Below are 26125 nucleotides of genomic sequence, written 5' to 3'. Positions count from 1 at the left end.
AGGTAGGGTCGACACGTTGACCGGACACCGCGGAGGTAGAGATGACGGACCCGGCGCGGGTGCGCAGGCACGCGGAGCGCGTGCGCGAGCTGGTGGCTTCGGTGGTGCGTACCCAGATCAAGGACCCCAGACTCGGCATGATCACCATCACCGACGCGCGGATCACCGCTGATCTGCGCGACGCAACGGTCTTCTACACGGTCCTCGGTGACGCCGCCGCCCAGGCCGGCACCAAGGCAGCGTTGGACAGCGCGAACGGGCTGCTGCGCAGCACGGTCGGCAAGGCGCTCGGGCTGCGCCACTCACCGACGCTCACCTTCGTCCTCGACGACGTGCAGGAGCACGCCAAGCGCATCGACGATCTACTCGCCGCTGCCCGCAGCGCCGACGCCGAGGTGCAGCGGCTGGCAGCGAACGCGGAGTACGCCGGTGACGCCCAGCCGTACCGGGCCGAGTCGGACGACGACGAGGACGCAGCGGACGACGAGGACCCGGTGGAGGGGGCCCCGAAGGGCGCGGCGACCGCCGAGGCAGCCGGGTCCGGCCAGCCCCATTCGGACGGGCGACCTCGATGATCAGCGTTCCGTCCCCGGTCGGCCCGGCCGCCGGCCAGGCGGCCGGGCCGACCGGGGACGAGTGGGCGGCCGCGGTCGCCGCAGTCCGTGCGGTCCCGCCCGGCGGGAGGGTCCTGCTGCTGTGCCACGTCAATCCCGACGGTGACGCGCTCGGCAGCATGCTCGGCTTCGGGCTGGGCCTGACCCGGCTCGGCGGCTGCGCGGTGCAGGCCACGTTTCCCGGCGATCAGGAGCTGCCGCCGTCCCTGCGCGGAATGCCTGGCTCCCACCTGCTGGTCCAGCCGGACAAGGCGTGGGCCGATCCGGACCTGGCGCTCTGCTTCGACGTCGCGAGCGCGTCCCGGCTGGACACCCTCGCCGATCGGATGACGGCCCGGACGGCGATCGTGGTCGACCATCATGCCTCCAACACCCGGTTCGGCGGTATCCATCTCGTGGACCCGACCGCGGCGGCCACCTCGGTGGTGGTCGACCAGTTGCTCGGCCAGCTCGGCGTACCGCTGGACCGGGAAATCGCCGAGTGTCTCTACATCGCGCTGATCACCGACACCGGTTCGTTCCGGTTCGACATGACCACCCCGGCGGTGCACCAGTTCGCCGCCCGGTTGCTGGCCACCGGCGTCAGCCCGGCCGAGGTCTCCCGGCGGGTCTTCGACAGCCGACCCTTCGGGGCGGTCCAGCTCTTCGGTGCGGTGCTGCAACGTAGCGTCCTGGAGCTGGCGGCAGCCGGCGGCCAGGGTCTTGTCTGGACCCATGCGACCCTGGCCGATCTGCAACGTTACGACCAGCCGCCGTACGTGCTTGAGGCGTTGATCGATTCGGTCCGGTGCACGGTCGAGGCGGACGTGAGCTGCGTGCTCAAGCAGGTGAGCGAGACCGGCTGGGCGGTCTCGATGCGCAGCAAGGGCGGAGTCGACGTGAGTGCGGTGGCGGTGGCGCTCGGCGGTGGTGGGCATCGGCTCGCCGCCGGCTTCACCGGCGTCGGCAGCGCCGACGAGGTCATCGCCGCCATCCGCGCCCAGCTTGGCTGAGTGACCTCGACGCTGACCCGGGCGCGGGCCGATGTCCACGGGTGCCGGATCTCGCCAACCGAGCCTCGACCGCCCGCATAGACACTTCACTCGTCGTCACCGACCAGGGACAATCGAGTGATGGAGCAGTCGTCTGAGCTCACTGCGGAGGTGCCGCGGGCCTGGGACCGACCGGTCGTCTCGATCCCGGTCATTGCCGTGCTGTCGCTGGTGGGCGGGCAGTTGCCGTCGTTCTCGACGGCGGCGAACCTGTACGCCATCGGCACCGGCGGGGCGCTGATCTGGTTCGGTCTGTCGCACCGGGCGCCACGGCGGCCGACCCCGCGTCGACTCGGTGACGGTGCGGTGTGGTGGATCGTGCCGGTCGCGATTTTCACCGTCGTCGAGGGTGCCACGTTCGCGATGGGCTCGACCGACGACTTCCCGACCTTTTCCAAGCTGGCCGATCCGGTGCTGGACGGTCAGGTGGCCCGGTCGGCGGCGTACTTCGGCTGGCTGGCCGCGTTCTGGGTGCTGGTGCGGCGATGAGCGCCGTTCGGGCGTCGGTGATCGGCGGTTTCGTCGTCGCGCTGGCGCTGTTCGGGGTGCTGGAGCTGCTCGCCCGGCGGCCGGGCTCGCGGATTCCGACGTTCGGTGACGTCTGCGCGTACGTGATGCAGTACGAGGTGGGCAGGGTGCCGGTTGGTCGGATCGGGGTCTTTGGTTTCTGGTGGTGGGTCGGGTGGCACTTCTTCGCGCGGTGATCGACGTGGCCAAATATGATCCTCTCGCATTCTGGGAACAGTGCGCAGGATGTGGACCTGAACGATAACTTGGGTGTGGTGCGGGCCACACCTGCCCGCCGCTCGTCTGCCTGGTCACGGCCCCGGTGATCCCGGAAGTGTCGTCGTCGGCATCCGGTGTCAACCTGTGGGAAGGTCGTGGCGTCATGCCCAGCAAGCCCAAGCCCGAATCCGCCGACGAAGCGCGCGAGCAGGCCCGGCGGGCATTGCAGATGTCAATGGATACCCGCCAGTAACGTCTGTGGGGTCGCCGCCGGCCGCGCCGCCGCACGAAACCGCGCGGCCTGGGCCGGTGCCGTCGCCTCGGCGTGCGGTGATTCGCCTAGGTAAGTGACCCAGGCAATAGCACTCCTTACCAATCGGCTGTCAGGCTGTACCTCGATGGCCACCTCCCGCACGGCGCCCCCATCTCCACCGTCAGGCCTGGGGTCCGAACCAGGCCCGGGGTCCGAACCACAGTCGGCGTCCACCCGACGGATCGTGCGCCTGGCACTGCCCGCCTTTGTCGTGCTGGCGGCCGAGCCGATCTACGTCCTCGTCGACACCGCCGTCGTCGGCCGTCTCGGGCCGGTGGCCCTCGCCGCCGTCGCGGTGGGCGGCACCGTGATGTCGGTCGCCGCCTGGCTCGGCACCGTCGCGGCGTACGGCACCACCGGCCGCGCCGCCCGCCGTTACGGCGCCGGCGACCGGACCGCCGCCCTGGCCGAGGGAGTCCAGGCGTCCTGGCTCGGGGCTTTCGCCGGACTGCTGCTCGCCGTGGCGCTGCAGATCCTGGCCGGTCCGATCACCGCTGGGCTCGCCGGGTAGCACAGCCCGGTCGCCGACGCCGCCGAGCAGTGGCTGCGGATCGCTGCCTGGGGCGCGCCGGGTCTGCTGCTGGCCGCCGCTGGCAACGGCTGGATGCGCGGGGTGCAGGAAACCCGCCGTCCGGTGCGGTACGTGCTGACGGCCAATATCGTCTCCGCTGCGCTCTGCCCGGTGCTGGTATACCCGCTGGGTCTGGGGCTGACCGGATCGGCGGTGGCCAACGTCTTCGCGCAGACCCTGGGGGGTCTGCTCTTCGTCCGGGCGCTGGTGACGGCCGGGGCACCGCTGCGTCCCCGGCCGCGCCTCTTGCTGACCCACCTCACTGTCGGACGTGACCTGCTGATCCGAGGCGCCGCGTTCCAGGTGAGCTTCCTGTCCGCCACCGCGGTCGCGGCCCGGTACGGCACCATCCAGGTCGGTGCCCACCAGATCGCCATCCAGTTGTGGTTCTTCACCGCACTGGCGATGGACGCGCTGGCGATCGCCGGGCAGTCGCTGGTCGGCGCGGCGCTGGGCGCCGGAGACGCGGCGGGCGCCCGGCTGCTCGCCCGCCGGCTGGTGCTGTTCGGTGCCGTTGCCGGCGTCGGGTTCGCGGTGCTGTTCGCCATCGGTGCCCCGGTGATTCCCGGCTGGTTCAGCCCCGACCCCGGGGTGCACGACCAGGCGATGGTCATCTGGCCGTGGTTCGTGGCGCTGCAGCCGGTAGCCGGGGTGGTCTTCGCTCTCGACGGGGTCTTCATCGGGGCGGGTGATCTGCGTTACCTGCGTGACCTCACGATCGGTGGCGCGCTCGGCGGATTCCTGCCGGTCATCTGGGCCGGCTACCTGCTCGACCTCGGTCTGGCCGGTATCTGGGCCGGGCTGGCGGTGTTCATGCTGGTCCGGCTGGTCGGGCTGGTCCACCGGCTGAAGTCGCCGCGGTGGACGGTGCTCGGCGTGCCGGCCGGCCGGACCTGATCGCCGCGTCCGTCAGCGGGCCGGACCTGATCGCCACGGCGCATCGGGATCTGGCAGGCTTGGCAGTCGTGAGTACGCACGGACTGATCGTGGTCGACAAGCCGGCCGGGATGACCTCGCACGACGTCGTCGCCCGGATCCGGCGGCTGGCCGGCACCCGGCGGGTGGGCCACGGCGGCACCCTGGATCCGATGGCGACCGGCGTGCTGGTGGTTGCGGTGAACCGGGCCACCCGGCTGCTCACCTACGTGATCGGCGTCGGCAAGACCTACACGGCCACCATCCGGCTCGGCGTGTCGACGGTGACCGACGACGCCGAGGGGGAGGTCACCGACCGGTCGCCGGTGGACGGTGTCACCGAGGAGCGGATCCGGGCCGGCCTGGCCGCGCTGACCGGGGAGATCGACCAGGTGCCCAGCGCCGTGAGCGCAATCAAAATCAACGGGCAGCGGGCGTACCGGCGGGTCCGCTCCGGTGAGCAGGTCGAGCTGGCCGCCCGCCGGGTGACCATCTCCCGCCTCGACGCGGTCGCCGTCCACCCGCCGACCGACGGCAGCGTCGACGTCGACGTCGAGGTGGCCTGCTCGTCCGGCACGTACATCCGGGCCATCGCCCGGGACCTGGGAGCCGCGCTGGGCGTCGGTGGGCACCTCACCGCGCTGCGCCGGACCGCGGTCGGCGGGTTCACGGCGGCCGAAGCCGCCACCCTGGCCGAGCTTGAGCAGCGGGCACCGGAGGTGGTGCAGTTGCCCCTGGCGGCCGCCGCCGGTCGGCTCCTCACCAGCCGAGAGGTCGGCGCGGAGGAGGCCCGGGTGCTCGGCCACGGTGGCCCGATAACGCCGGTCGGCCGGCCCGGGCCGTACGCGGTCTACGCCCCGGACGGCGAACTGCTCGCGGTGGTGTCGGAACGCGACGGCCGGGCCCGCGCGGAGATCGTGCTCGCGCCGGCGTGACAGCATCGAACCCGGCCGGTCACCCGGTTGGGCAAACCTTGGCGGCACAGGCGGGAGGCATCATGCAGCGGTGGCGGGGAGTGGAGGCGGCCGGTGGCGGCTGGGGCCGCGCGGTGGTCACCATCGGGGTGTTCGACGGCATCCACCGCGGACATCAGGCAACCATCGGGTACGCCGTCAAGCGGGCCCGTGACCTCGGTATCCAGTCCGTGGTGGTGACCTTCGACCCGCATCCGGCGGAGGTGGTGCGGCCCGGTAGCCATCCGGCGGTACTCACCGGGCCGGCCCGCAAGGCCGAGCTGATCGAATCGCTCGGCGTGGACGTGCTCTGCGTGCTGCCGTTCACCGTCGAGTTCTCCCGGCTGACCGCCGAGCAGTTCGTTCACGACCTGCTGGTCGAGCACCTGCACGCCGCCGTGGTGGTGGTGGGGGAGAACTTCCGGTTCGGGCACCGGGCCACCGGCGACGTCGCGCTGCTGGCGCGGCTCGGCCGCCGGTTCGGGTTCGCCGTGGAGGACGCCAGCCTGATCACCGACAGTGGCACTGTCTTCTCGTCGACGTACATCCGAGCCTGTATCGACGCCGGGGACGTGACCGCCGCCGCCGCCGCACTCGGCCGGCCGCACCGCCTCGAAGGGGTGGTGGTCCGCGGCGACCGTCGCGGCCGGGAGATCGGCTTCCCCACCGCGAACCTGCTCACCCCGCGATACGCGGCGGTGCCGGCGGACGGCATCTACGCGGCCCGGCTGGTGCGCTCGGACGGCCCGGTCCGTCCGGACGGGCTCAGCGGAGGAGGCCCCGGACTGCCGGCTGCCGCCTCCATCGGCACCAACCCCACCTTCGCCGGCCGCGACCGCCGGGTGGAGGCGTACGTCCTCGACTTCGACCGGGACATCTACGGCGAGCAGGTGGCAATCGATTTCGTCGCCCGGCTGCGGGAGACCCGCCGGTTCGACGGGGTCGGTCCGTTGGTCGCCCAGATGAACGAGGACGTCGCCCAGGTCCGTACGGTGCTCGGCGCCTGACCCGAGCCGACGAGCGGGGCTGTGTCCCGGCCGACGAGCGGGGCGTGACTCGGCGTCGGCGACCCCGGTGGGCAGTGGCGATACGACGCACCGTGGCCTTGCCGGCCCCCGTGCCGACTGGCTGGTAGCCTGAAGGCAGCGTCGGACCACCGACGATTCGTCTCGTCTGCCTGCACGACGCCGCGGGTGCCGAGACGAGGGACGACCCCACACAGATTCAGGGAGACCATGGCGCTCGATCAGGAAGCCAAGCGCAAGATCCGCGAAGAGTACGCCACCGCCGACGCGGACACCGGTTCGCCCGAGGTCCAGGTCGCGGTGCTCACCAAGCGGATCGCCGACCTCACCGGGCACCTCAAGGTGCACAAGCAGGACCATCACAGCCGTCGTGGTCTGCTGCTGCTGGTCGGCCGGCGCCGCCGGCTGCTCAACTACCTGCAGAAGAAGGACATCAACCGCTACCGGTCGCTCATCGAGCGGCTCGGCCTGCGGCGGTGACGTAGCGGCGCGGCGGCGGTCGTCCGCGACCCCGCCGCGCCGCACCACCACCATTCGACACACCGGGCACCACGACCCCACCCGTCGAAGGGAGCCGGTCAACGTACCGGTCCTCGGTAGTGGCCCCCGGGCCAGCCGGCCACCACGCCGGCTCCCCCGGGCGCTTCGATCGATGACCGGCCGGTTGAGCAGCTCCCCGAGGTCGTGACCCCACGACGCGTAAAGGAGCGCGACATCACCATGACCGAGCAGCACAATCTCGGCACCCAACGCAGCACCGCCGTGATCGACAACGGAGCCTTCGGCACCCGCGAGGTCACCTTCTCCGCCGGGCGGTTGGCCCGCCAGGCCGCCGGCTCGGTGATCGCCCAGCTGGGCGACACCGTGGTGCTCTCCGCGACCACCGCCAGCAAGCAGCCGCGTGAGCACCTCGACTTCTTCCCGCTCACCGTCGACGTCGAGGAGCGGATGTACGCCGCCGGGCGGATCCCCGGATCGTTCTTCCGCCGCGAGGGCCGGCCCAGCGAGGAGGCGATCCTCACCTGCCGGCTGACCGACCGGCCGCTGCGCCCGACCTTCGCAAAGGGCCTGCGCAACGAGGTCCAGGTGGTGGCCACCGTGCTGGCGCTGGACCCGGCCCACCCGTACGACGTGATCGCGATCAACGCGGCGTCGATGTCCACCAAGCTGTCCGGCCTGCCGTTCTCCGGCCCGATCGGGGCGACCCGCGTCGCCCACGTCGATGGCGCGTGGGTGGCCTTCCCGACCCTGGACGAGCTGTCCCGGGCCACCTTCGACATGGTGGTCGCCGGCCGGGCCCTGCCGGACGGCGACGTGGCGATCATGATGGTCGAGGCCGAGGCCACTCCACACGCGGTCGGGCTGATCGCCGGTGGCGCCACCGCCCCCACCGAGGACGTGGTGGCCAGTGGGCTGGAGGCGGCCAAGCCGACCATTCGTGAGCTGTGCCGGGCGCAGAGCGAGCTGGCCGAGGTGGCGGCGAAGCCGATCGCCGACTTCCCGGTCTTCCTCGACTACGGTGACGACGTCTACGACGCGGTCGTGGCCGCCGGCCGCGACGAGGTCGCCGAGGCGTTGAAGATCGCCTCCAAGGCGGAGCGTGAGGACGCGCTGGACCGGGTCAAGGAAAAGGTTGCCGGCGAGCTCGGCGAGCAGTTCGAGGGCCGGGAGAAGGAAGTCGGTGCGGCCTTCCGGTCGTTGACCAAGTCCGAGGTCCGGTCCCGGGTGCTGCGCGAGCAGGTACGCATCGACGGCCGTGGCCCGCGGGACATTCGCCCGCTCACCGCCGAGGTCGGGGTGCTGCCCCGGGTGCACGGCTCGGCGCTGTTCGAGCGCGGCGAGACGCAGATCCTCGGGGTCAGCACACTCAACATGCTCCGGCTGGAGCAGACGCTGGACACCCTCTCCCCGGAGAAGTCCAAGCGCTACATGCACAACTACAACTTCCCGCCGTACTCCACCGGCGAGACCGGCCGGGTCGGTTCGCCGAAGCGGCGGGAGATCGGCCACGGCGCGCTCGCCGAGCGGGCCCTGGTGCCGGTGCTGCCGACCCGCGAGGAGTTCCCGTATGCGATCCGCCAGGTGTCCGAGGCGCTCGGCTCCAACGGTTCGACGAGCATGGGCTCGGTCTGCGCCTCCACGCTGTCGCTGCTGTCGGCCGGGGTGCCGCTGAAGGCTCCGGTGGCCGGGATCGCGATGGGCCTGATCTCCGACGAGGTCGACGGGCAGACCCGGTACGTCACGCTGACCGACATCCTCGGCGCCGAGGATGCGTTCGGTGACATGGACTTCAAGGTGGCCGGCACCCCCGAATTCGTCACCGCGCTGCAGTTGGACACCAAGCTCGACGGCATCCCGTCGGACGTACTCGCCGGCGCCCTGCAGCAGGCCCGCGAGGCCCGGATGACCATCCTTGAGGTCATGCGCCAAGCGATCGAGGGCCCGGCTGCGATGAGCGAGCACGCCCCCCGGGTGACCACGGTGAAGATTCCGGTCGACAAGATCGGTATGGTGATCGGTCCGAAGGGCCAGACCATCAACGCGATCCAGGACGAGACCGGCGCGGACATCTCGATCGAGGACGACGGCACCATCTACGTCGGCGCCACCAACGGGCCGGCTGCCGAAGCCGCAGTCGAGCGGATCAACGCGATCGCCAACCCGACGCTGCCGAAGGTCGGCGACAAGTTCCTCGGCACGGTCGTCAAGACCGCTGCGTTCGGCGCGTTCATCTCGCTGCTGCCCGGCCGCGACGGCCTGCTGCACATCTCCAAGGTGGGCGACGGCAAGCGGGTCGAGCGGGTCGAGGACCACCTCAACGTCGGCGACAAGGTCGAGGTGCAGATCGCCGACATCGACGCCCGCGGCAAGATCTACCTGGACAAGGTTCGTCCGGAGGGCGCCGAGGCCCCGGTTGCGTCCGACGGCGGCGAGCGTCCCGGTGGCCGTGACCGTGGCGACCGTGGGCCGCGCGACCGTGGTGACCGGGACCGCGGCGATCGGGGCCCCAGCCGGGGTGACGGTGGCGAGGGCGGCGAGCGCCGCCGACGTAACCGGCACAGCTGACGCCGGCCGAGATGGCCAGGACCGAACCGGTCACCGGCCGGGGTCCGTCCCGGCCGGTGACCCGGACACTCACCGCCGACCCGTTGGGCGGCACGGTACGCCGTACCGTGCTGCCCAACGGGCTGCGGGTGATCACCGAGGCGATTCCGGCGATGCGCAGCGTCTCCTTCGGCGTGTGGGTCGGGGTCGGCTCGCGCGACGAGACCCCGGCCCGATCCGGTGCCTCGCACTTCCTGGAACACCTGCTGTTCAAGGGGACGAAGCGGCGTACCGCGTGGGATATCTCCGCGCAGATCGAGGCCGTCGGTGGCGAGACCAACGCCTTTACCACCAAGGAGTACACCTGCTACTACGCGCGGGTGCTCGACGACGATCTGCCGCTGGCCGTCGATGTCGTCTGTGACCTGGTGGCCAACTCGGTGATCGATCCGGCCGATGTGGAGACCGAGCGTGGCGTGATCCTCGAGGAGATCGCCATGCACGACGACGAGCCCGACGACGAGGTCCACGACCTGCTCGCCGAGGCCGTCTTCGGTTCGCATCCGCTCGGCCGGCTGATCTCCGGCACCGAGGCGACGATCTCGAAGCTGACCCGCCGGCAGATCCACGACTTCTACCGGCGGCGCTACACGCCCGGCGCGATGGTGATCGCCGCCGCCGGCAACCTCGACCACCGGGCGGTGGTCCGCCAGGTACGGGCCGCGCTGCGGGGCAGCCCGTTGGACGCCGAACGGCCCGGTGCGCCGGCGCCGCTGCGCCCGGCCACCCCTGCGGTCCGCGCCCGTCGGCCCCAGGTGACACTGCGCCGCAAGGAGACCGAGCAGGCACATCTGGTGCTCGGCGGCCCGGGTATCAGTCGCGGCGACGACCGCCGGTTCGCGCTCGGGGTGTTGAACAACGTCCTCGGCGGTGGCATGTCCAGCCGGCTGTTTCAGGAGGTGCGGGAACGCCGAGGGCTCGCCTACTCGGTCTACTCGTACGCCAGCCAGTACGCCGACGGCGGGACGTTCGCCGTCTACGCCGGTTGTGCGCCGAGCCGGGTCGACGAGGTGCTGGAGCTGGTCCGGGCGGAGCTGGCGGCGGTCGTGGAGCACGGGCTGAGCTCTGACGAGCTGGCCCGGGGCAAGGGCATGAGCCGGGGCGGGTATGTGCTGGGCCTGGAGGATACCGGGTCGCGGATGGGTCGGCTGGCCAAGGGGGAGCTGCTCTACGGCGAGCAGTTGACCGTGGACCAGCTGCTGGGTCAGGTGGCGGCGGTGACCGCCGAACAGGTCGGCGCGGTCGCCGCCGAGCTGCTCACCCGGCCGATGTCCCTGGCGGTGATCGGCCCGGTGGAGTCCACGATGTTGGCCGGCGCGCAGTCTCCGCCGGTGGGGTAGGCGCTGGCCGGACCGCTCTCCCCGCCGGTGGGATAGGTTGTGCCGGTGAGCGAATACGGTACGAATGTGACAGCCTCCCCGGGCGGCTCCGAGGTGGCCGCCCGGCCGTCCGCCGAGCCCGTCCGGGTCGGTGTGCTGGGGGCGCGTGGCCGGATGGGCGTGCAGGTCTGCAGAGCGGTCGAGGGGGCCGACGGTCTCGCACTCGTCGCCACGATCGACGAGGGTGACCGGTTGTCCGACGCCTCGGACGCCGACGCCGAGGTGGTCGTCGACTTCACCAACCCCGACGCGGTGCTGGACAACCTGCGCTGGTGCATCGACCAGGGGATCAACGTGGTCGTCGGGACCAGCGGGTTCACCGATCAGCGCCTCGACCTGGTCCGCTCCTGGCTGTCCGACAAGCCCGAGGTCGGCGTGGTGATCGCCCCCAACTTCGGCATCGGCGCGGTGCTGATGATGCAGTTCGCGGCGAAGGCGGCACGGCACTTCGAGTCAGTCGAGATCATCGAGCAGCACCACCCGGCCAAGGTGGACGCGCCCAGCGGCACCGCCGGGCACACCGCGCGGGTGATCGCGGCGGCCCGGGCCGCCGCCGGGTCGGCCGCGATGCCGGACGCCACCACCGCCGAGGTGCCGGGCGCGCGGGGCGCGGACATCGACGGGATCCGGGTGCACTCGGTACGGGCAGCCGGCCTGGTCGCGCACCAGGAGGTGCTGTTCGGAACGGCGGGGGAGACCCTGACGATCCGGCACGACTCCTACGACCGGGCGTCGTTCATGCCCGGCGTCCTGCTGGCGGTACGGGCGGTGACGCGCCGCCCCGGCCTGACCGTCGGACTGGACAGCCTGCTCGACTGATTCCCTATTGGGTCCTGCTGCCGGTCCTGCCGGTTCCTGCGGCTGGCCGGGTTACTGCTCCTCGGCGGCCGGTGGGACCGCCACATGCAGCCGCAGCTGCAGCACCAGCATGTCGGCCACGTCCAACGCCCGCGTCGCTCCGTCCGGCTCCCAGCCGGCGGAGCCGAGGAACTTGCGGGTCGCCGGGTCCCGTTCGTACGCCCAGGCGAGCGCGGTGTCGAAACCGTCGGTGCGCCACAGGTCCACGGCGGCGGCGAGCAGTCGGCTGCCGTGTCCCCGCCGGCCCCAGCGCGGCTCGACCAGCAGGTCGGTGACGGCGGTGACCCGGTCACCGAGCGCCTCGGCCGGTTCCTCTGGAGCCAGGGCCTGCTCGTCGGCCGGGCCGGACGCGGTGAAGCCCACCAGATAGGATTGCTCGGCCTGCTCGACGGCGACCAGGACCCGGTGCCGCTGCGACGGCGGATCATTGATCGCCGCGTCCCACCGCTGCGCCAGCCAGTCCTCGTCCACCTCGTCGAGCACCTGCCGGGGCAGCAGTCGCCGGTAGGCGACCCGCCAGGTGGTCAACTGGATGCGGGCAATCTCACCAGCGTCGCCCGGTCGGGCAGGACGGACATATCCGAGCGCCATGAGTGGTCAGCGTACGGACAGGGGGGCGGCCATGCCGCAGCGGGCCGCCGAAGGCACCGGTCGGCGGGTGGCGATCGTCGCGGTCCTCGCGGTCGTCGTCGCCGCCTTCCTCGCCGTCGCCGCCGAACGGCACGGCTTCTTCGACCTCAAGGTCTACTACGGCGCGATGCACCACTGGCTGCGCGACGGTGGCGAACTCTACGACTACATGAAGCCGTTCAGCCAGTACGGGTTCACCTATCCGCCGTTCGCCGCGCTGGTGATGTCGCCGATGGCGGTCCTGCCGTGGCATCTGGCGATCGTGGTGGGCGTGACGCTCGCCGTGGTGACCAGCGCGCTGGTGCTGTGGTGGCTGGTCGACCCGATCTCCCGCCGCGAGGGCTGGACCCGCTGGTTCGCCTTCGCGGTCGCTGCCTGCCTGGTGGCCGCGTACGAGCCGATGCGTGAGACGGTGAACTTCGGCCAGGTCAACACGCTGTTGCTGGTCCTGGTCGCGGCCGACCTGCTGTGGCTGGTCGCGGCCGGGTCGCCGGTGCCGCCGCGCTGGCGCCGGTTCGCCGGCGTCGGAGTCGGCCTGGCTACGGCGATCAAGCTGACCCCGGGCATCTTCATCGTCTATCTGCTGGTCACCCGGCGGTGGCGGGCGGCGGTCACCGCCGCCGGTACGGCGACCGTGGCGACCCTGGTCGCGGCGGCGGTCGCGCCGGACGCGTCCCGGGAGTTCTGGACGCAGGCGCTGTGGAACACCGACCGGGTCGGTGCGCTGGACTTCGTCTCGAACCAGTCGCTGCGCGGCGTCGTCGCCCGGATCGATCCACTGCATCCGAGTACCGTCGCCTGGCTGGTGCTGGTGCTGGTCACGTTGATCTGGTGGGCGTGGCGGTGCCGCCGCGCGGTCGCCGCCGGTGACGAGGCGACCGGGCTGGCGTTGACCGGCGTGGTCGGCTGCCTGGTCAGCCCGGTCACCTGGGTGCATCATCTGGTGTGGTTGCTGCCGGCGCTGATTCTGCTGGTGGACAACGGGCTGGCCGCGTCGCGGGGCAGTCGGCGGCGCCGGGCGTTGCTCGGCTTCGCCGTGGTCGGCTATCTGCTGCTGATCAGCCGGCTGGTGTGGATCTGGCGCGAGTCCGACGCCGCCAACCCGGCCGGCTTCGTCGGCAGCAACGCGTACGTGTGGGTCAGCTTGGGGCTGCTGCTGTTCCTGCCGGTGCGCGAACTGGACCCGTCCGCCCGCTGGCCGGCACCGGCCGCCGGTCGACCGATCACATCGAGGTGAGGCTGGCGCACGTCAAGACGCGAATATGACGTGCGCCAGCGTCACCTCGATGTCGCGCGCGGGTCATCGTGCCGCGCCGCCGGTGGTTGGGCTGGTCGGATGCGGCTGCCGCCACATCGGCCACAGTGGCGGGCCGTTGTCGGGTAACGCCAGTGGGTGTCGGGTGGTGGGTCGGTAGCCGTGGCGTAGGTAGAGGTCGCGGGCGGCGGGGCTGGTGGCGACGAGGTAGCTGGCGATGCCGGCGGTATCGCAGATCCGGTGTCTTTGGCGTAGTAGCGCGCCGCCGATGCCATTGCGCTGCCGGTGCGGTGCCACCCCGAGGTACGCCAGGTAGGTGTGTGGTTGGCGCGGGGCGTGGGTGTGCAGCAGGGCGGCGAGTTGGAGGAACCGGTCGGCGTGGCGGCCGGTGATGCGTCGTAGCCGGGCGGTCTGCCGGTCGGTGGTGGTGTGGGCGATCGGGTACGGCAGCCACAGCGCCGCTGCGGCCAGATTGACGGTCGTGTACACGATGCCGGCGGTCATCGCGTGGGCCAGCAGACCGGGGCAGAGCCGCTGGTAGACGTCGCGCCGTCGCGCCCGGTCTCGGATCAGCCACCGGGCGTCCGGGGTGTCGACGAACGCGTCGACGAGCATCCGGGCCAGGCGCGGTATGTCGTCGACCCCGGCCCGCCGTATCCGCACGGTGCCGGCGGGGCCGGCGGTCGCGGTCACCGCCGGCCCTGTCGGCCGTGCCGGCTCCGTCGGCCGTGCTGACTGTGCCGGCTTCGTCCGTCGGCGGCGGCAAGATGCCGCACCAGCTGGTCGACCCCCGGTGGTACGGGGGTGAGCAGCTGCCGGAGCTGCCGGCGGGCGGTCAACGTGTCCGCGCCGAGGATGTGGCCGCCGAGTCCGGTCGCCAGGCAGAGTCGGGCCAACGTGCTGTCGTGCACGCTGAGGCGGGTGTGGCGGCGTACCCGCATCGACAGCCGCGCCCACGGCCAGGCCGCGACGTTCGTGTCGACCGGCGGGTAGACGGTGTCCCGACGCCACCACCAGCGGCGGACCGTACGCGGCCGGACCAGCCCGGCGACGGTGAGCCGGTCGGCGACCGTGCGGTACGCGTGCCCGGCGAGCCGGTCGATCCAGGTGGCCGGTGGGTGTGGCGCGTCGGTGTCGATCCAGCGCAGCACCGTCCGCCCCCACGGGTCGACGGCACCCGGCGCGGCCGTGCCGGTGACGACGCTGCCGGTCGCGGCGACCGTGACCGCGCCGACGAGGGCCAGGTCGGCGAGCATCGCGGCGGCCAGCCCACGCCCGACGACCCTGGTCGGCACGCACGGCTTGCCGGTGACGTCGTCGTGGGCGATGAGGAACAGTTCGTCGGCGAGCCGACCGGCGGGCGGCAACGGTACGGCCGGCTCCGCCAGCGCCGCCGGTGCCGCTGCGGGTGAGGTGGTGGACCAGTCGCGGGTGCAGGTGCGGTAGACGGTCACCGGCCGGCCCGCCTCGTCCAGGCCAGGAACCGGGTGAACATCTCCCCCGGCGTCGCCTCGGCCGGCAGGTCGGCGATCGCCTCGACCATCCGTTCGGCCGCGTACATGCTGCGGGAGATCGGGTCCAGGTTCGCGGTCAACTCGGCCCGCGCGTACTCACACGGCCAGTCGACGTGCGGCCCGCACCCCGAACAGGACCAGACCGGCCGTACGGGCACGTGCAGTACGTCGTCCAGCCCGGTCACCGGTGCTGTGCCCCGGCTTGGTTGCGCCACCGCCGCCCGCGTGGGTCCGACTGCGGCGGAGGCGGTGGTGCGGTGCCCCAGGTCCGGTCGATCGGGGCGGTGCAGTCCGGGCAGGTCAACGTCTGCCCGCACACCGGACACCACCGGTGCCGACACCGACACAACACGAACCCACCCACTACGCCAGCGAGAGAACCGGCCACGGCTGCAAACAAAATCCACAACGCTCCTCCAAGAGCAGACGCGAATTCGGTGTTTGATCGTGCGATCCGTTCACCCCGCGACGGCGTCGATGATGTGAGAGCGGGTCGCAGATTCAGTCGACCAGTATCGAAACGATCTGGGAATGCGCCCGAGCCGTGAATGCCGGGAATGATTGGAGTAGCGGGTGAACTACGTGAACTTCAAACGCGGCGATTTGCTCAACCGGGAGGATGATGAGTGATCGCTATCGGGAGGTGGCCCGCTCGACTGCCGGCTCGGAGACCGGAGACAACCACTTCATAAATGCCCTGTTGATCGCCGGATCGCGGCCAGCAACGTATGCATCAATTGGCTGATAACCGCGCTCGGCGAAAAACGTAAGCGCGTCGGTGTTGCGTACACCGGTTTCGAGGACTGCTCGCCGCGCACCCCACCTGGCCGCCTGATCTTCGAGGCAGGTCAACAGCGCGTGTCCGATCCCGAGGCCGCGTGCCTCGGGAAGGAGGAACGTCTTTTTTATCTCGACCGTGCCGGTGTCCCGCTCGTACCAGCGGCAACCACCACAGCCGACCGGACCGCCCGGCCCGTAGGCGACGAGGAAGATGCCGTTCGGAGCAGCGAACGCCGCCGGGTCAAGAGTCACCGGCTCAGCGAAGCCGTACCGGCCAACCTGCTCCTGGTAGAAGCTGCGCAGCAGGAGCGCCGCGTCCGGGTGCTGCACGCTGCGTTCGAGCAGAGCAAACCCGGCAGGGAGCGCGGTGTGACTGTTCCTCACATCCTCGATAATGCCGCATCGAACTCCGGAAGGAATTCAGCTACCGGTGCGGAGCGGGATCGACGGGCCAGCATCGGGCGGAGCCCTCGGAGGTAGCTTCGCCCGCGTGGCGACTGCACCAGCGGCAGCAGCCCCAGGCCGACCCGCATGACCGCCACGGCTTCCGGCGCGTCGCCGCGGAGGAGGTGCGCCCTGGCGAGGAACGTGAGGTGCAGCAGGCCGGACCGTGCATACGGAGGCGCACCACCGGCCCGGCGTGGAGTGATCATGGTGGTGACGGCACCCGTCAACAGGTTGATCCCCTCGTCGAGGAGCCGGCTGCGATTCGCGGTGGTCCGCTCCGCGAGGACGACCAGTCCCTGCCCGGTTTCGGCAGTGAGCTGCTCCGGACTCAGGTAGTAGAGGAACGACGCTTCCGCAGAATCCTGACCAGGGTCGAGCGCTTCGATAGCCCGATCGGCGGACCGACGAAACCTGGACAGGTCCCCGTCAGCTGCCGCAGCGGTGGCTTCTCGTCCCAACAACCGAGCCCGCAACCGCCGGTATGGGGAACGCCCCTCAGCGGCGGCAGCCTCCGCCAGCCGGACAGCGTGCGCGCCGTGGCCGGCGAAAGCCGACACGTAGCTCAGCATCCCGATGGCGTTGGCCGCCCGGTCGCTCGCACCGGACGCCCGACACACGCCGACGCTCAGCAGCAGATACCGCTCGGCAGAGCCGTAGCGACTGGAATCGAAGTGTAGCCAGCCCAGGAGCTGTGCCAGATCGGCGACGATGGCCAGCAGTCGCCGGCCGGTCGCCGCGTCATAGTTCGCGTGATTGACGAGATCAACCACGTTGCGCAGCTCTGCCGTGACGTATCGAAGACTCAACGTGCCGCCGCCTTGGCGGTCGTCGAGTTGGCGCAACGCCGCGACATGAGCTGCGATCAGGTCCACCTGCTCCGCGAGCACGTGCTCATGACCGGTCCGATTCCGCGCCGCGAGGACAGCTCCCCGGAGCTGGTCGAGGATCACAGCCGTCAGGTCAGCGCCAGACGCATCAGCGATCGGGCTGCTCGGCGCGGGTGTGGTGACGGCGAGTCGGCCGAGTTCACGCAGCAGATCGTCAAGATGCGCCATCGAGCCGAGGTCATCGACTGCCGACTGTTGCCGGGTCGCCGTGCCGCCTCGCCCTGGCCACAGTTGAGCTACGGAAACCGGGTAACCGAGCCGTTCGGAGAGCACAGCCGCAGCTAGGTCCGGAATGGGCTGCCGAGGGCAGAACCCACGTCGGACCCAGGCGTACCCAGCCGTCGGATCGAGCCGGAGTCGATCCCGCCCCTGACTGGAGAGCCTGGCATTGATCGCCGCCACAAACTGTCTTGGCCCCCACTCCGCATGCTGCAACAGCTCGACCAGCGTTGCCGACGCCCCGTCCACCAGAACCTCCGCGTGTCGGTGTCCCCACCGCAAGCTACCGAGTGAGTGGTACCGGCGGCTGTCCGCAAGCGACCCACTCGTCAAAGTTCACGAGATTCACGGATGGGACTGCGGTGGACCGGCCCGGCCGACCCCTGGCGGGCTCTCATGGCCCTCGTAGCACGGATGACGAACTCTTCCGATCGCCGGTCAACCGGCCAGGGTGAGGATCCGGTCGCCGGCGATCCGGGCCAGGTAGCGCACCTCGTCGAGCCCGACCGGGGTCTGCCCCGGTAAGCGGGGCACCTGGTAGACGCTGCGTTCCCCGTCCGGGCGCAACCCGGCCGCCTGGTAGAACCGCCGGGCCCGCTGGTTGCCGTCGAGCACCCACAGCCGCATCGTGCGCCAGCCCTGCCCGGTCATCCCGGCGATCGATGCGGTGAGCAGGAGCCGACCGACCCCGGTGCCCCAGTGGACGGGGTCGACGTACATGCTGACGATCTCGCCGTATGTCGGATCGAGTTGGTCCCGGTCCTGGTCGATCCGGTACGGGCCGAAGGTGCTGAACCCGATGATCTGTTCGCCCTCGGTGGCGACCAGGGTGCGGAACGGCTGCTCCGGGTCGGCGGTGCCGACGTCGCGGCGGCGCTGCGCCCAGGCGGCGACGTTGAGCCGGTCGAGCACGTCGGCGGGGATCAGGCCCGCGTAGCCGGCCTGCCACGCGCGCACGTGGATCCCGGCGATCGCGTCGGCGTCCTCCGGAGTCTCCTGCCTGACTTCTGGCATATGGGGAGTTCTATCCTGTTTCACAACCGACGTCCAGCAGCGCCGGCCGGGTGTCGGCTGGGCCCGGCCGACACCGCCACGCGTCCACCCGGTTGGGATACTGTCCAGATGAGGATCTTCGCCTCCGTCGACGACCTGGCCGGGGCCGTGGGCGAGTCGCTCGGGCCAGGGGACTGGTTCCCGGTCGACCAGGCCCGGGTCGACCAGTTCGCCGAGGCCACCGACGACCATCAGTGGATCCACACCGACCCGCACCGGGCGGTCGACGGACCGTACGGCGGCACGGTCGCCCACGGATTCCTGACTGTCTCCCTGATCCCGGCCCTGATGCGCCGGCTCTACCAGGTGGACGGGGTGCGGACGAGGATCAACTACGGGCTCGACCGGGTCCGGTTCCCGGCTCCGGTGCACACCGGGTCCGCCGTACGGGCCGAAGCCGTCATCGCCTCGGTCGAGCCGGTCGTCGGCGGTGTACAGACGGTCATGTCGGTGACCGTGACCGCCGACACCGGTGACCGGCCGGTCTGCGTCGCCGAGACGGTCAGCCGGCTGCTGGTGGCAGCGCAGCGCTGACCCCGGTCACGGCAGCAGGGCTCGGATCAGCACGATGGCGACGAAGACGACGATGAAGGAGAGGTCGATGGCGGTGCCGCCGACGCGTAACGGCGGCAGCACCCGCCGGACCGGGGCGAGCACCGGCTCGGTGACCGTGTGCAGAGCGGAGGTGGCGCGGGAGCGGAGCGAGTCGCGCGGGCTCGGCCCGGCCAGCACCGTGCTCCAATCGAGAACCGCGCGGGCGATGAGCAGCAGCTGGAAAACCAGCAGCAGCAGGCTCAGGAGTGCGAGCAGGGGACCCATCGAAGCAGACCTCCAGGACGACCGGTGAGCGTTCCACTATGCCTGGCGATCGTGTGTGGTCGCTGTGAATCGCCGGGCGGAGGACGGCCCGATCGGCCGAAGATCGGCCGCGCCCGGTAACCGGGTGAGCCGGCACCTCCCGTCGATGTCGTACCGGGGCGGTAGCTTGCCTGGCGATGCCCGTACCAGACAGTCTCTCGCTCGCCCAGGCCCGCCGGATCGCGCTGGCCGCCCAGGGCTTCACCGACCCCGCACCGGCCGGGGTGCCAACCCGTCGGCACCTGCGCCGGGTGCTGGACCGGGTCGGCCTGATCCAGATCGACTCGGTCAACGTCCTGCAGCGCGCCCACTACCTGCCGCTGTACAGCCGGCTCGGCCCGTACCCGACCGACCTGCTGGACCGGGCCGCCGGGCACGCCCCCCGGGAGCTGTTCGAGTACTGGGGCCACGAGGCGTCGCTGATCCCGGTCGACCTGCAGCCGGCGCTGCGCTGGCGGATGGCCCGCGCCCGCGACGACGCCTGGGGCGGCATCCGGCGGATCGCCGTCGAGCAGCCGGAGCTGGTCGACCGGGCGCTGGCCGAGGTCCGCGCGCGCGGCCCGGTCACCGCCGCGCAGATCGAGCAGGACACGACGCGGCCGAGCGGCAACTGGGGGTGGAACTGGTCGGCGGTGAAGACCGCCCTGGAGTACCTGTTCTGGGCCGGCGAGATCAGCTCCGCCGGGCGGACCAGCACCTTCGCCCGCCGCTACGACGTGCCGGAGCGGGTGCTGCCGCCCCGGGTCATCGCCGCGCCGACGCCGACCGAGGCGCAGGCGCACCGGCAGCTGGTCGAGGTCGCCGCCCGTTGCCTCGGCGTGGCCGCCGAGCCGGAGCTGCGTGACTACTTCCGGCTGTCGGCGGCGGCGGTCCGGCCGGTCGTCGCCGACCTGGTCGCCGACGGCGTTCTGCGCCCGGTCCGGGTGCAGGGCTGGTCACAGCCCGCCTACCTGCACCACCAGGCCCGGCTGCCGCGCTGGATCCGGGCCGCCACGCTGCTCAGCCCGTTCGATCCGGTGGTCTGGGAGCGGGTCCGCACCGAGCGGCTGTTCGGGCTGCGGTACCGGATCGAGATCTACGTGCCGGCCGCGCAGCGGGTGCACGGCTACTACGTACTGCCGTTCCTCGACGGCGACCGGCTGACCGCGCTGGTCGACCTCAAGGCGGATCGGGCCGCCGGGGTGCTGCGGGTGCCGGCCGCCTGGCCGGTGCCCGGTGCCAGCACCGACCCGGAGCAGACCACGACCGCCCTGGCCGACGAGCTGATCCGGTTGGCCGGCTGGCTCGGCCTGTCGCAGGTCGCGGCACCGACCGCCGGAGACCTGGCCGGGCCGCTCACCCGGGCACTGCACGGCGCCGTGGCAGCCGGTTGACCGGGAGTCCGCGCGGGCGTGGTCGTCGGCTGAGCCGGCGGGACCGGCCAGTGTACGGTGGGACGATCGGCATCAAGGGAGGCGTGACGGATGGCGGGTCCAGACGGCGTGGCGGTGCAGCGGCCCGTCGGCGACGGGCCGGCACCGACCGGCGACGCCGGTCCCTACCCGGACGCCCACTCCCACTATCACCAGCAGTACGCGTACCAGCCGCAGGCCCAACCGGACCGGTTCACCCGCCTGGTCAACCGGCTCTGGGCGCGGTCGCCGCGCTGGCTGGCCCCACTGGCGGTGCTCGGCTGCATCGGCGCGGCGGCCGGCTACACGGTGATCACCGACCCGACGACCAGCAGCGCGGAGGCGGCGCCCAGCTGCCTGCTGAAGCTGACCACCGGCCTGGATTGCCCGGGCTGCGGCGGGACCCGGGCGGTCTGGTACCTGCTCAACGGTGATCTCGGCGCTGCCGCCCGGCACCACCTGCTGGTGGTGTTCGCCGTCCCGTTCCTGCTCTACGTCTACCTGGCCTGGGTCGGCCAGCAGCTGTTCCGCTGGCGGCTGCCGCAGCTGTCGTTCAGCCCGACGACGGTCGGCTGGTCGCTGGGCGTCTGGCTGGCGTTCGCGGTGCTGCGCAACCTGCCGTGGGAGCCGTTCAGCTGGTTCTACGTCTGACCCAGGGCGGCCTGCCCTGCGGGCCGGCCCGGCCCGGTGGACGCCGTGTTTGCCCGTCGTGCCGGCCGGCAACTAGAGTCCGAGAAATGCCGGAAATCGTGTCGCCGCAGGTCACGCTGATCGCCTGGACCCAGTTCCAACCGCCCGCCGACGTCGACTGGTCGACCGACGCCGACGGCGGTCAGGCCTTGGCCGAGTTCGCCGGCCGCGCCTGCTACCAGTCGTGGCGCAAGCCCAACCCGGCGACCGCCACCAACGCCGGCTACCTGCGGCACATTCTGGACAGCGGTCACCTGTCGGTGCTGGAGCACGGCAGTGTCACGTTCTACCTGACCGGGATCTCCCGGTCGCTGACCCACGAGCTGATCCGGCACCGGCACTTCTCCTACTCTCAGCTGTCCCAGCGGTACGTGCCGGAGCGCGACGCCGCCATGGTCGAGCCGGCGGTGATCGCCGAGGATCCCGAGCTGCACCAGCAGTTCGTCGCCGCGGCCGAGGCGAGCGTGCGGGCCTACACCGAGCTGCTGGAGGGTCTCGAGAAGCGGTTTGTCGACGAACCCAACCCGACGCTGCGCCGTAAGCAGGCCCGGCAGGCGGCCCGGGCGGTGCTGCCGAACGCCACCGAGACCCGGATCGTGGTCACCGGCAACTACCGCGCGTGGCGGCACTTCATTGGGATGCGGGCCACCGAGCACGCCGACGTGGAGATCCGCGACCTGGCGGTGGAGTGCCTGCGGCAGTTGCAGCGGGTGGCGCCGAGCGTCTTCGCCGACTTCGAGATCAGCCAGCTTGCCGACGGCAGCGAGGTTGCCGCGAGCCCGTACACCCGGCAGGGGGAGTAGGCCGCCGGCCCGCACCACCAGCGCTGAGAACGCGGTGCGGCCGTCCGATAGGTTGTCCGTATGACGCAGCACCACCTAGCCGGTCCCGGGGCGGGGACACCGACCCCGTTCGGGCGACTCCTGACCGCCATGGTCACCCCGATGAACGACGACGGCTCGCTCGACCTCGACGGCGCCGCCCGGCTGGCCAGCTACCTGGTCGACGAGCAGGCCAACGACGCCCTGGTGATCAGTGGCACCACCGGCGAGTCGCCGACCACCACCGACGCTGAGAAGGAGCAACTGCTCCGGGTCGTCATCGACGCGGTCGGGGACCGGGCCCGGGTGGTCGCCGGTGTCGGCACCAACGACACCCGGCACACGGTCGAGCTGGCGGTCGCCGCCGAGAAGGTCGGCGCGCACGGGCTGCTGGTGGTCGCGCCCTACTACAACAAGCCGCCGCAGGCCGGGGTGGTCCGGCACTTCACCGAGGTCGCCGACGCGACCGGGCTGCCGATGATGGCGTACGACATCCCGCACCGCACCGGTATCGCGATGAGCAGTGAGACCCTGGCGCGGCTCGGCGAGCACGAGCGGATCGTCGCGGTCAAGGACGCCAAGGGTGACCTGGCCGCCACCTCCTGGGTGACCGGCCGCACCGACCTGGCGTTCTACTGCGGCGACGACGCGCTCACCCTGCCGACGCTGGCGATCGGCGGCGTCGGGCTGGTCGGCACCTCGACCCACCTGACCGGTGCGTTGACCAAGCAGATGATCGAGGCGTACGTCGCTGGCGAGCACGCCGCCGCGCTGGACCTGCACCGCCGGTTGCTGCCGCTGTTCACCGGCATCTTCCGCAGTCCCGGCACGATCCTGGTCAAGGCGGCGCTCGGGGTGCTCGACCTGCCCGCCGGTCCGGTGCGCTCACCACTTGTCGAGGCCACCGACGCCGAGCTGGACCAGCTGCGGGCCGACTGCGCCGACGCCGGACTGGAGCTGCCGTGAGCCAGGCACACGTGGAGTTGGACCTGCCGCCGCAGCTGCCACCGGGCGGGCTGCGGGTGATCCCGCTGGGCGGGCTCGGCGCGATCGGTCGCAACATGACGGTCTTCGAGTTCGACGGCAAGCTGCTGGTGGTGGACTGCGGGGTGCTCTTTCCGGATGTGGAGCAGCCCGGGGTCGACCTGATCCTGCCGGACTTCGCCCCGATCCTGGACCGGCTCGCCGACGTCCAGGCGATCGTGCTGACCCACGGCCACGAGGACCACATCGGCGCGGTGCCGTACCTGCTCGCCCACAAACCGGACATTCCGTTGGTGGGCTCCCAGTTCACCCTGGCGCTGGTCGAGGCGAAGCTGGCCGAGCGGCGGATCGAGCCCTACACGTTGACCGTACGCGAGGGTCAGCGGGAACGGATCGGGCCGTTCGAGTGCGAGTTCCTCGCGGTGAACCACTCGATCCCGGACGCACTCGCGGTGGCGATCCGCACCCCGGCCGGGCTGGTGCTGCACACCGGTGACTTCAAGATGGACCAGCTGCCGCTGGACGGGCGGATCACCGACCTGGCCGGCTTCGCCCGGCTCGGTGCCGAAGGCGTAGACCTGCTGCTGTCCGACTCGACCAACGCCGAGACCCCCGGCTTCGTCACCCCGGAACGCGACATCGGGCCGGTGCTCGACTCGATCTTCGGCAAGGCCACCGGCCGGATTATCGTGGCGAGCTTCGCCTCCCATGTGCACCGGGTGCAGCAGGTGATCGACTCGGCGTACGAGTACGACCGCAAGGTCGCGCTGATCGGCCGGTCGATGGTGCGCAACATGGGCATCGCCCGGGACCTCGGTCTGCTGCGGATCCCGGCCGGCCTGGTGGTCGGGCTGGACGAGGCGACGGCGCTGCCGCCGGACCGGATCGTGCTGATGTCCACCGGGTCGCAGGGCGAGCCGATGAGCGCGTTGGGCCGGATGGCAACCGGTGACCACCGGCACATCACCGTCGCGCCCGGCGACACCGTGGTGCTGGCCAGTTCGCTGGTGCCGGGCAACGAGACCTCGGTCTACCGGGTGATCAACCAGCTGGCCCGGGCCGGGGCGACCGTGATCCACAAGGAGACCGCCAAGGTGCACGTCTCCGGTCACGCGCCGGCGGGGGAGTTGCTCTACCTGCTCAACGTGGTGCGGCCGAGCAACCTGCTGCCGGTGCACGGTGAGTGGCGGCACCTGCGGGCGCACGCCCGGCTCGGCATCGAGTCCGGTCTCGACCCGCAGCGGGTGGTGCTCTGCGAGGACGGCGACGTCGTCGATCTGGTGGACGGGCACGCCACCCTGGTCGGGCACGTCAAGAGCCGGTACGTCTACGTTGACGGTCTCGCGGTCGGCGACGTCGGCGAGTCGCTGCTGACCGAGCGGCGGATCCTCGGCGACGGCGGGTTCATCGCGGCGACCGTGGTGGTCGACTCGGTGACCGGCAAGGTGGTCGGTGGGCCGACCGTGTCGGCGAAGGGCTTTTCCGAGGACCCGGAGGCGTTCAACGCGGTCGTCCCGTTGATCACCGAGGCGTTGGGTCGGGCCGCCGCCGACGGCATCACCGATCCACACCAGCTGCAGCAGGTGGTCCGCCGGGTCGTCGGCCGCTGGGTCAACGACGCGTACCGCCGCCGGCCGATGATCGTACCGACCGTGGTGGAGGTTTGAAGACGTCCTGAGGCCCGCCGGGGCTGACCGGGCGGCCGGCTGGCGGGCATACTGGTCGGACAGTTACCCACTGGTCGTGACGAGAAGGCTGGCGTGCCAGGCGATCCCGGCTCCGGCGAGTCCCCTGCGGCGGCGCGGCGCAGGCTCCGACTCGCACTGCGCCGCGCCCGGGAGTCGGCCGGGCTGACCCAGGGCAAGGTGGCGGAAGCCCTCGACTGGTCGGTCTCCAAGGTCAACCGAATCGAGAAGGGCAGCGTCTCGGTCTCGACCACCGATCTGCGGGCGTTGTTGGAGCTGTACGGCGTGGTGGACGCCGACCGGGCCGAGCGGCTGCTGCGCGACGCCCGTACCTCCCGGTTGCGGGGCTGGTGGGACGAGCCGCGCTACCGGGAGCACCTGACTCCGGCGATGCTGCAGCTGCTGCAGTTGGAGGGCGAGGCCAGCGCCATCCGGGTGTTCCAGCCGACGTTGATCCCGGGGCTGCTGCAGACCCGCGAGTACGGCGAGTTCGTGTTGAACTTCTGGCGTAGCGAGCTGCCGGAGGCCGACCGGGCACTGCGGCTCGAGGCCCGGCTGCGGCGCCGTGACCAGGTGCTGGACCGACCCGATCCGCCGGAGTTCCACCTGGTGCTGGACGAGTCGGTGCTGTGGCGCACGATCGGCGGGCCGCGGGTGATGGCTGGGCAGTTCGCCGCCCTGCTGCGGGTGGCGCGGCGACCGAACGTGCGGGTGCGGATCGTGCCGTTCGCCGACGCGGCGATCATGGCGATGCTGGCGCCGTTCACGCTGCTCGATTTCGGCGACGAGGAGAACGCGCTGCTCTACCGCGAGGGCATCCTGCTGGACGAGATCGTCCACGCTGCGCAGCGGATCGGCCGGCACCGCGACTACTTCGCGCACATCTGGGACTCGGCCCACGACGAGGCGACCTCAGCCCGGTTGATCACCGAGCGGACGGCGGCGTTGACCGCCGATCTGCCGGTCGCGGAGGCCCCGTCCGTCGGTGGGTGAGTTCCGGTCGCGTATCGGCCGGGTTAGCTGCAGCGTTACAACAGGCAAATGCCCAATAATCGGCATGAAGCCTGAATCGGAGAAAAAGCTATGATGCAGACATATCGCGGCTGGTGGCGGAGTAGCCGGTGCGACACCAACGCGTGCCTGGAAGCCACCGTGACCGCCTCCGGCGACGTGGCGCTGCGCGACTCGGCCGAGCCGGACGGGCCCTGGCTGGACGTCGACCGGCAGCAGTGGCGACGGTTCCTGCGCGGGGTCACCCGAGGTGACTTCGCCGGCCGGTAGGAGGCGGGTGGAGGCCGCCTCCCACCGACTCGGCCAAGGGTTCGTACGTGGCGCGGCCCCGGGCGGTTCACCAACCCGGCTGTGACATTCGGCATCCGTACGGGTCGATCCGGCGACCGACGTCCTCCGTACCACCTGCC

Annotated in this window: 28 protein-coding genes and 1 pseudogene; 21 read left to right on the top strand and 8 right to left on the bottom strand. The window is 71.3% G+C overall.

From position 1 onward, the window contains the following. Window positions 1–41 precede the first annotated feature (41 nt). The 11 genes and pseudogenes from rbfA to dapB all read left to right on the top strand — a co-directional run bounded on the left by rbfA (window position 42) and on the right by dapB (window position 11451). Window positions 42–575: a 30S ribosome-binding factor RbfA gene (rbfA, locus tag ACFHWU_RS08410; RefSeq protein ID WP_416552919.1), complete on the top strand. Its 534-nt coding sequence runs from the start codon at window positions 42–44 to the stop codon at window positions 573–575. Then, entirely contained in the window at window positions 572–1606 is a 1035-nt protein-coding gene (locus tag ACFHWU_RS08405) for a DHH family phosphoesterase (RefSeq protein ID WP_416552917.1), read from the top strand. Before rbfA ends, ACFHWU_RS08405 begins: the two co-directional genes overlap by 4 nt. Before the next feature lie 120 nt (window positions 1607–1726). Next, complete coding sequence (locus ACFHWU_RS08400) at window positions 1727–2134, top strand: hypothetical protein (RefSeq protein WP_416552915.1); 408 nt, start codon at window positions 1727–1729, stop codon at window positions 2132–2134. Then, entirely contained in the window at window positions 2131–2349 is a 219-nt protein-coding gene (locus tag ACFHWU_RS08395; RefSeq protein WP_416552913.1) for a DUF6186 family protein, read from the top strand. The genes ACFHWU_RS08400 and ACFHWU_RS08395 overlap by 4 nt, the downstream gene beginning before the upstream one ends. A 420-nt stretch (window positions 2350–2769) precedes the next feature. After that, window positions 2770–4152 (top strand): annotated as a pseudogene (locus tag ACFHWU_RS08390) (MATE family efflux transporter). A 110-nt stretch (window positions 4153–4262) separates the two neighbouring features. Beyond that, window positions 4263–5105, top strand: a complete 843-nt coding sequence (gene truB / locus ACFHWU_RS08385) for a tRNA pseudouridine(55) synthase TruB (RefSeq protein WP_416553154.1) — start codon at window positions 4263–4265, stop codon at window positions 5103–5105. A gap of 62 nt (window positions 5106–5167) precedes the next feature. Then, on the top strand, window positions 5168–6130 hold the full coding sequence (locus tag ACFHWU_RS08380) for a bifunctional riboflavin kinase/FAD synthetase (RefSeq protein WP_416552909.1): 963 nt from the start codon (window positions 5168–5170) through the stop codon (window positions 6128–6130). A gap of 228 nt (window positions 6131–6358) precedes the next feature. Further along, complete coding sequence (rpsO, locus tag ACFHWU_RS08375; protein ID WP_123600601.1) at window positions 6359–6628, top strand: 30S ribosomal protein S15; 270 nt, start codon at window positions 6359–6361, stop codon at window positions 6626–6628. Between the two features lie 240 nt (window positions 6629–6868). Further along, window positions 6869–9214 carry a polyribonucleotide nucleotidyltransferase gene (locus tag ACFHWU_RS08370; RefSeq protein WP_416552906.1) on the top strand — a complete coding sequence of 782 codons (2346 nt, stop codon included), beginning with the start codon at window positions 6869–6871 and terminating at the stop codon, window positions 9212–9214. An 11-nt stretch (window positions 9215–9225) separates the two neighbouring features. Next, complete coding sequence (locus tag ACFHWU_RS08365) at window positions 9226–10593, top strand: M16 family metallopeptidase (protein ID WP_416590226.1); 1368 nt, start codon at window positions 9226–9228, stop codon at window positions 10591–10593. Window positions 10594–10686: 93 nt separating this feature from the next. After that, on the top strand, window positions 10687–11451 hold the full coding sequence (gene dapB / locus ACFHWU_RS08360) for a 4-hydroxy-tetrahydrodipicolinate reductase (RefSeq protein WP_416553152.1): 765 nt from the start codon (window positions 10687–10689) through the stop codon (window positions 11449–11451). 51 nt (window positions 11452–11502) lie between these two features. Here dapB and ACFHWU_RS08355 read toward each other — a convergent pair whose 3' ends face one another. After that, complete coding sequence (locus tag ACFHWU_RS08355) at window positions 11503–12081, bottom strand: GNAT family N-acetyltransferase (RefSeq protein ID WP_416590225.1); 579 nt, start codon at window positions 12079–12081, stop codon at window positions 11503–11505. A 31-nt stretch (window positions 12082–12112) separates the two neighbouring features. Here ACFHWU_RS08355 and ACFHWU_RS08350 point away from each other — a divergent pair, with 31 nt between their 5' ends. After that, the gene (locus ACFHWU_RS08350; protein WP_416552900.1) at window positions 12113–13357 is read left to right on the top strand and encodes a glycosyltransferase 87 family protein; all 1245 of its coding nucleotides are present in this window, start codon (window positions 12113–12115) and stop codon (window positions 13355–13357) included. Between the two features lie 63 nt (window positions 13358–13420). On the opposite strand, the gene ACFHWU_RS08345 is transcribed toward ACFHWU_RS08350, so the two are convergent. The 5 genes from ACFHWU_RS08345 to ACFHWU_RS08325 all read right to left on the bottom strand — a co-directional run bounded on the left by ACFHWU_RS08345 (window position 13421) and on the right by ACFHWU_RS08325 (window position 16886). Continuing rightward, a complete protein-coding gene (locus ACFHWU_RS08345; protein WP_416590224.1) occupies window positions 13421–14068 on the bottom strand; it encodes a GNAT family N-acetyltransferase in 648 nt (215 codons plus the stop codon). Beyond that, complete coding sequence (locus tag ACFHWU_RS08340) at window positions 14065–14829, bottom strand: GOLPH3/VPS74 family protein (RefSeq protein WP_416590223.1); 765 nt, start codon at window positions 14827–14829, stop codon at window positions 14065–14067. The genes ACFHWU_RS08345 and ACFHWU_RS08340 overlap by 4 nt, the downstream gene beginning before the upstream one ends. Then, window positions 14826–15206, bottom strand: a complete 381-nt coding sequence (locus ACFHWU_RS08335) for a hypothetical protein (protein ID WP_416590222.1) — start codon at window positions 15204–15206, stop codon at window positions 14826–14828. The genes ACFHWU_RS08340 and ACFHWU_RS08335 overlap by 4 nt, the downstream gene beginning before the upstream one ends. Window positions 15207–15522: 316 nt before the next feature. Further along, entirely contained in the window at window positions 15523–15999 is a 477-nt protein-coding gene (locus tag ACFHWU_RS08330) for a GNAT family N-acetyltransferase (RefSeq protein ID WP_416590221.1), read from the bottom strand. A gap of 50 nt (window positions 16000–16049) precedes the next feature. Next, window positions 16050–16886 (bottom strand): hypothetical protein, encoded by an 837-nt coding sequence (locus ACFHWU_RS08325; RefSeq protein ID WP_416590220.1) that lies wholly within the window; start codon window positions 16884–16886, stop codon window positions 16050–16052. Here ACFHWU_RS08325 and ACFHWU_RS08320 point away from each other — a divergent pair. Next, window positions 16866–17288 (top strand): hypothetical protein, encoded by a 423-nt coding sequence (locus tag ACFHWU_RS08320; protein WP_416590219.1) that lies wholly within the window; start codon window positions 16866–16868, stop codon window positions 17286–17288. The two genes, ACFHWU_RS08325 and ACFHWU_RS08320, sit on opposite strands and share 21 nt — an antisense overlap. A 372-nt stretch (window positions 17289–17660) precedes the next feature. On the opposite strand, the gene ACFHWU_RS08315 is transcribed toward ACFHWU_RS08320, so the two are convergent. After that, window positions 17661–18236: a GNAT family N-acetyltransferase gene (locus tag ACFHWU_RS08315; protein ID WP_416590218.1), complete on the bottom strand. Its 576-nt coding sequence runs from the start codon at window positions 18234–18236 to the stop codon at window positions 17661–17663. Window positions 18237–18344: 108 nt separating this feature from the next. Here ACFHWU_RS08315 and ACFHWU_RS08310 point away from each other — a divergent pair, with 108 nt between their 5' ends. Next, window positions 18345–18809 (top strand): MaoC family dehydratase, encoded by a 465-nt coding sequence (locus ACFHWU_RS08310; protein ID WP_416590217.1) that lies wholly within the window; start codon window positions 18345–18347, stop codon window positions 18807–18809. A 6-nt stretch (window positions 18810–18815) separates the two neighbouring features. Here the strand turns inward: ACFHWU_RS08310 and ACFHWU_RS08305 are convergent, their stop codons facing one another. Further along, a complete protein-coding gene (locus ACFHWU_RS08305; protein WP_416552886.1) occupies window positions 18816–19094 on the bottom strand; it encodes a YggT family protein in 279 nt (92 codons plus the stop codon). 176 nt (window positions 19095–19270) lie between these two features. Between ACFHWU_RS08305 and ACFHWU_RS08300 the strand changes: the two genes are divergently transcribed. From ACFHWU_RS08300 to ACFHWU_RS08270, 7 genes are all read left to right on the top strand, one after another. Beyond that, on the top strand, window positions 19271–20506 hold the full coding sequence (locus tag ACFHWU_RS08300) for a winged helix-turn-helix domain-containing protein (protein ID WP_416552884.1): 1236 nt from the start codon (window positions 19271–19273) through the stop codon (window positions 20504–20506). 90 nt (window positions 20507–20596) lie between these two features. After that, the gene (locus tag ACFHWU_RS08295) at window positions 20597–21175 is read left to right on the top strand and encodes a DUF2752 domain-containing protein (protein ID WP_416552882.1); all 579 of its coding nucleotides are present in this window, start codon (window positions 20597–20599) and stop codon (window positions 21173–21175) included. A gap of 86 nt (window positions 21176–21261) precedes the next feature. Continuing rightward, complete coding sequence (gene thyX, locus ACFHWU_RS08290; RefSeq protein WP_416552880.1) at window positions 21262–22017, top strand: FAD-dependent thymidylate synthase; 756 nt, start codon at window positions 21262–21264, stop codon at window positions 22015–22017. A 60-nt stretch (window positions 22018–22077) separates the two neighbouring features. Next, a complete protein-coding gene (gene dapA, locus ACFHWU_RS08285) occupies window positions 22078–23001 on the top strand; it encodes a 4-hydroxy-tetrahydrodipicolinate synthase (RefSeq protein ID WP_416552878.1) in 924 nt (307 codons plus the stop codon). Next, window positions 22998–24686: a ribonuclease J gene (locus ACFHWU_RS08280; RefSeq protein WP_416552876.1), complete on the top strand. Its 1689-nt coding sequence runs from the start codon at window positions 22998–23000 to the stop codon at window positions 24684–24686. Before dapA ends, ACFHWU_RS08280 begins: the two co-directional genes overlap by 4 nt. Window positions 24687–24779: 93 nt before the next feature. Next, window positions 24780–25697, top strand: coding sequence for a helix-turn-helix domain-containing protein (locus ACFHWU_RS08275; RefSeq protein ID WP_416552874.1), 918 nt, complete (start codon window positions 24780–24782; stop codon window positions 25695–25697). 90 nt (window positions 25698–25787) lie between these two features. Beyond that, window positions 25788–25985, top strand: coding sequence for a DUF397 domain-containing protein (locus tag ACFHWU_RS08270; RefSeq protein ID WP_416552872.1), 198 nt, complete (start codon window positions 25788–25790; stop codon window positions 25983–25985). Window positions 25986–26125 lie beyond the last annotated feature (140 nt).

The organism is Micromonospora sp. LOL_015 (assembly GCF_048060275.1).
Taxonomy (GTDB): Bacteria; Actinomycetota; Actinomycetes; order Mycobacteriales; family Micromonosporaceae; genus Micromonospora_E.
The sequence above is the reverse complement of the archived record's forward strand: the minus strand, read 5'-3'. Positions and strand labels throughout refer to the sequence as shown.

Bases quoted from the DNA above. Each gene is read 5' to 3' on its own strand.
- rbfA (WP_416552919.1), top strand. From the start codon at position 42: ATGACGGACCCGGCGCGGGTGCGCAGGCACGCGGAGCGCGTGCGCGAG.
- ACFHWU_RS08405 (WP_416552917.1), top strand. From the start codon at position 572: ATGATCAGCGTTCCGTCCCCGGTCGGCCCGGCCGCCGGCCAGGCGGCC.
- ACFHWU_RS08400 (WP_416552915.1), top strand. From the start codon at position 1,727: ATGGAGCAGTCGTCTGAGCTCACTGCGGAGGTGCCGCGGGCCTGGGAC.
- ACFHWU_RS08395 (WP_416552913.1), top strand. From the start codon at position 2,131: ATGAGCGCCGTTCGGGCGTCGGTGATCGGCGGTTTCGTCGTCGCGCTG.
- truB (WP_416553154.1), top strand. From the start codon at position 4,263: ATGACCTCGCACGACGTCGTCGCCCGGATCCGGCGGCTGGCCGGCACC.
- ACFHWU_RS08380 (WP_416552909.1), top strand. From the start codon at position 5,168: ATGCAGCGGTGGCGGGGAGTGGAGGCGGCCGGTGGCGGCTGGGGCCGC.
- rpsO (WP_123600601.1), top strand. From the start codon at position 6,359: ATGGCGCTCGATCAGGAAGCCAAGCGCAAGATCCGCGAAGAGTACGCC.
- ACFHWU_RS08370 (WP_416552906.1), top strand. From the start codon at position 6,869: ATGACCGAGCAGCACAATCTCGGCACCCAACGCAGCACCGCCGTGATC.
- ACFHWU_RS08365 (WP_416590226.1), top strand. From the start codon at position 9,226: ATGGCCAGGACCGAACCGGTCACCGGCCGGGGTCCGTCCCGGCCGGTG.
- ACFHWU_RS08355 (WP_416590225.1), bottom strand. From the start codon at position 12,081: ATGGCGCTCGGATATGTCCGTCCTGCCCGACCGGGCGACGCTGGTGAG.
- ACFHWU_RS08350 (WP_416552900.1), top strand. From the start codon at position 12,113: ATGCCGCAGCGGGCCGCCGAAGGCACCGGTCGGCGGGTGGCGATCGTC.
- ACFHWU_RS08315 (WP_416590218.1), bottom strand. From the start codon at position 18,236: ATGCCAGAAGTCAGGCAGGAGACTCCGGAGGACGCCGACGCGATCGCC.
- ACFHWU_RS08310 (WP_416590217.1), top strand. From the start codon at position 18,345: ATGAGGATCTTCGCCTCCGTCGACGACCTGGCCGGGGCCGTGGGCGAG.
- ACFHWU_RS08305 (WP_416552886.1), bottom strand. From the start codon at position 19,094: ATGGGTCCCCTGCTCGCACTCCTGAGCCTGCTGCTGCTGGTTTTCCAG.
- ACFHWU_RS08300 (WP_416552884.1), top strand. From the start codon at position 19,271: ATGCCCGTACCAGACAGTCTCTCGCTCGCCCAGGCCCGCCGGATCGCG.
- ACFHWU_RS08295 (WP_416552882.1), top strand. From the start codon at position 20,597: ATGGCGGGTCCAGACGGCGTGGCGGTGCAGCGGCCCGTCGGCGACGGG.
- thyX (WP_416552880.1), top strand. From the start codon at position 21,262: ATGCCGGAAATCGTGTCGCCGCAGGTCACGCTGATCGCCTGGACCCAG.
- dapA (WP_416552878.1), top strand. From the start codon at position 22,078: ATGACGCAGCACCACCTAGCCGGTCCCGGGGCGGGGACACCGACCCCG.
- ACFHWU_RS08270 (WP_416552872.1), top strand. From the start codon at position 25,788: ATGATGCAGACATATCGCGGCTGGTGGCGGAGTAGCCGGTGCGACACC.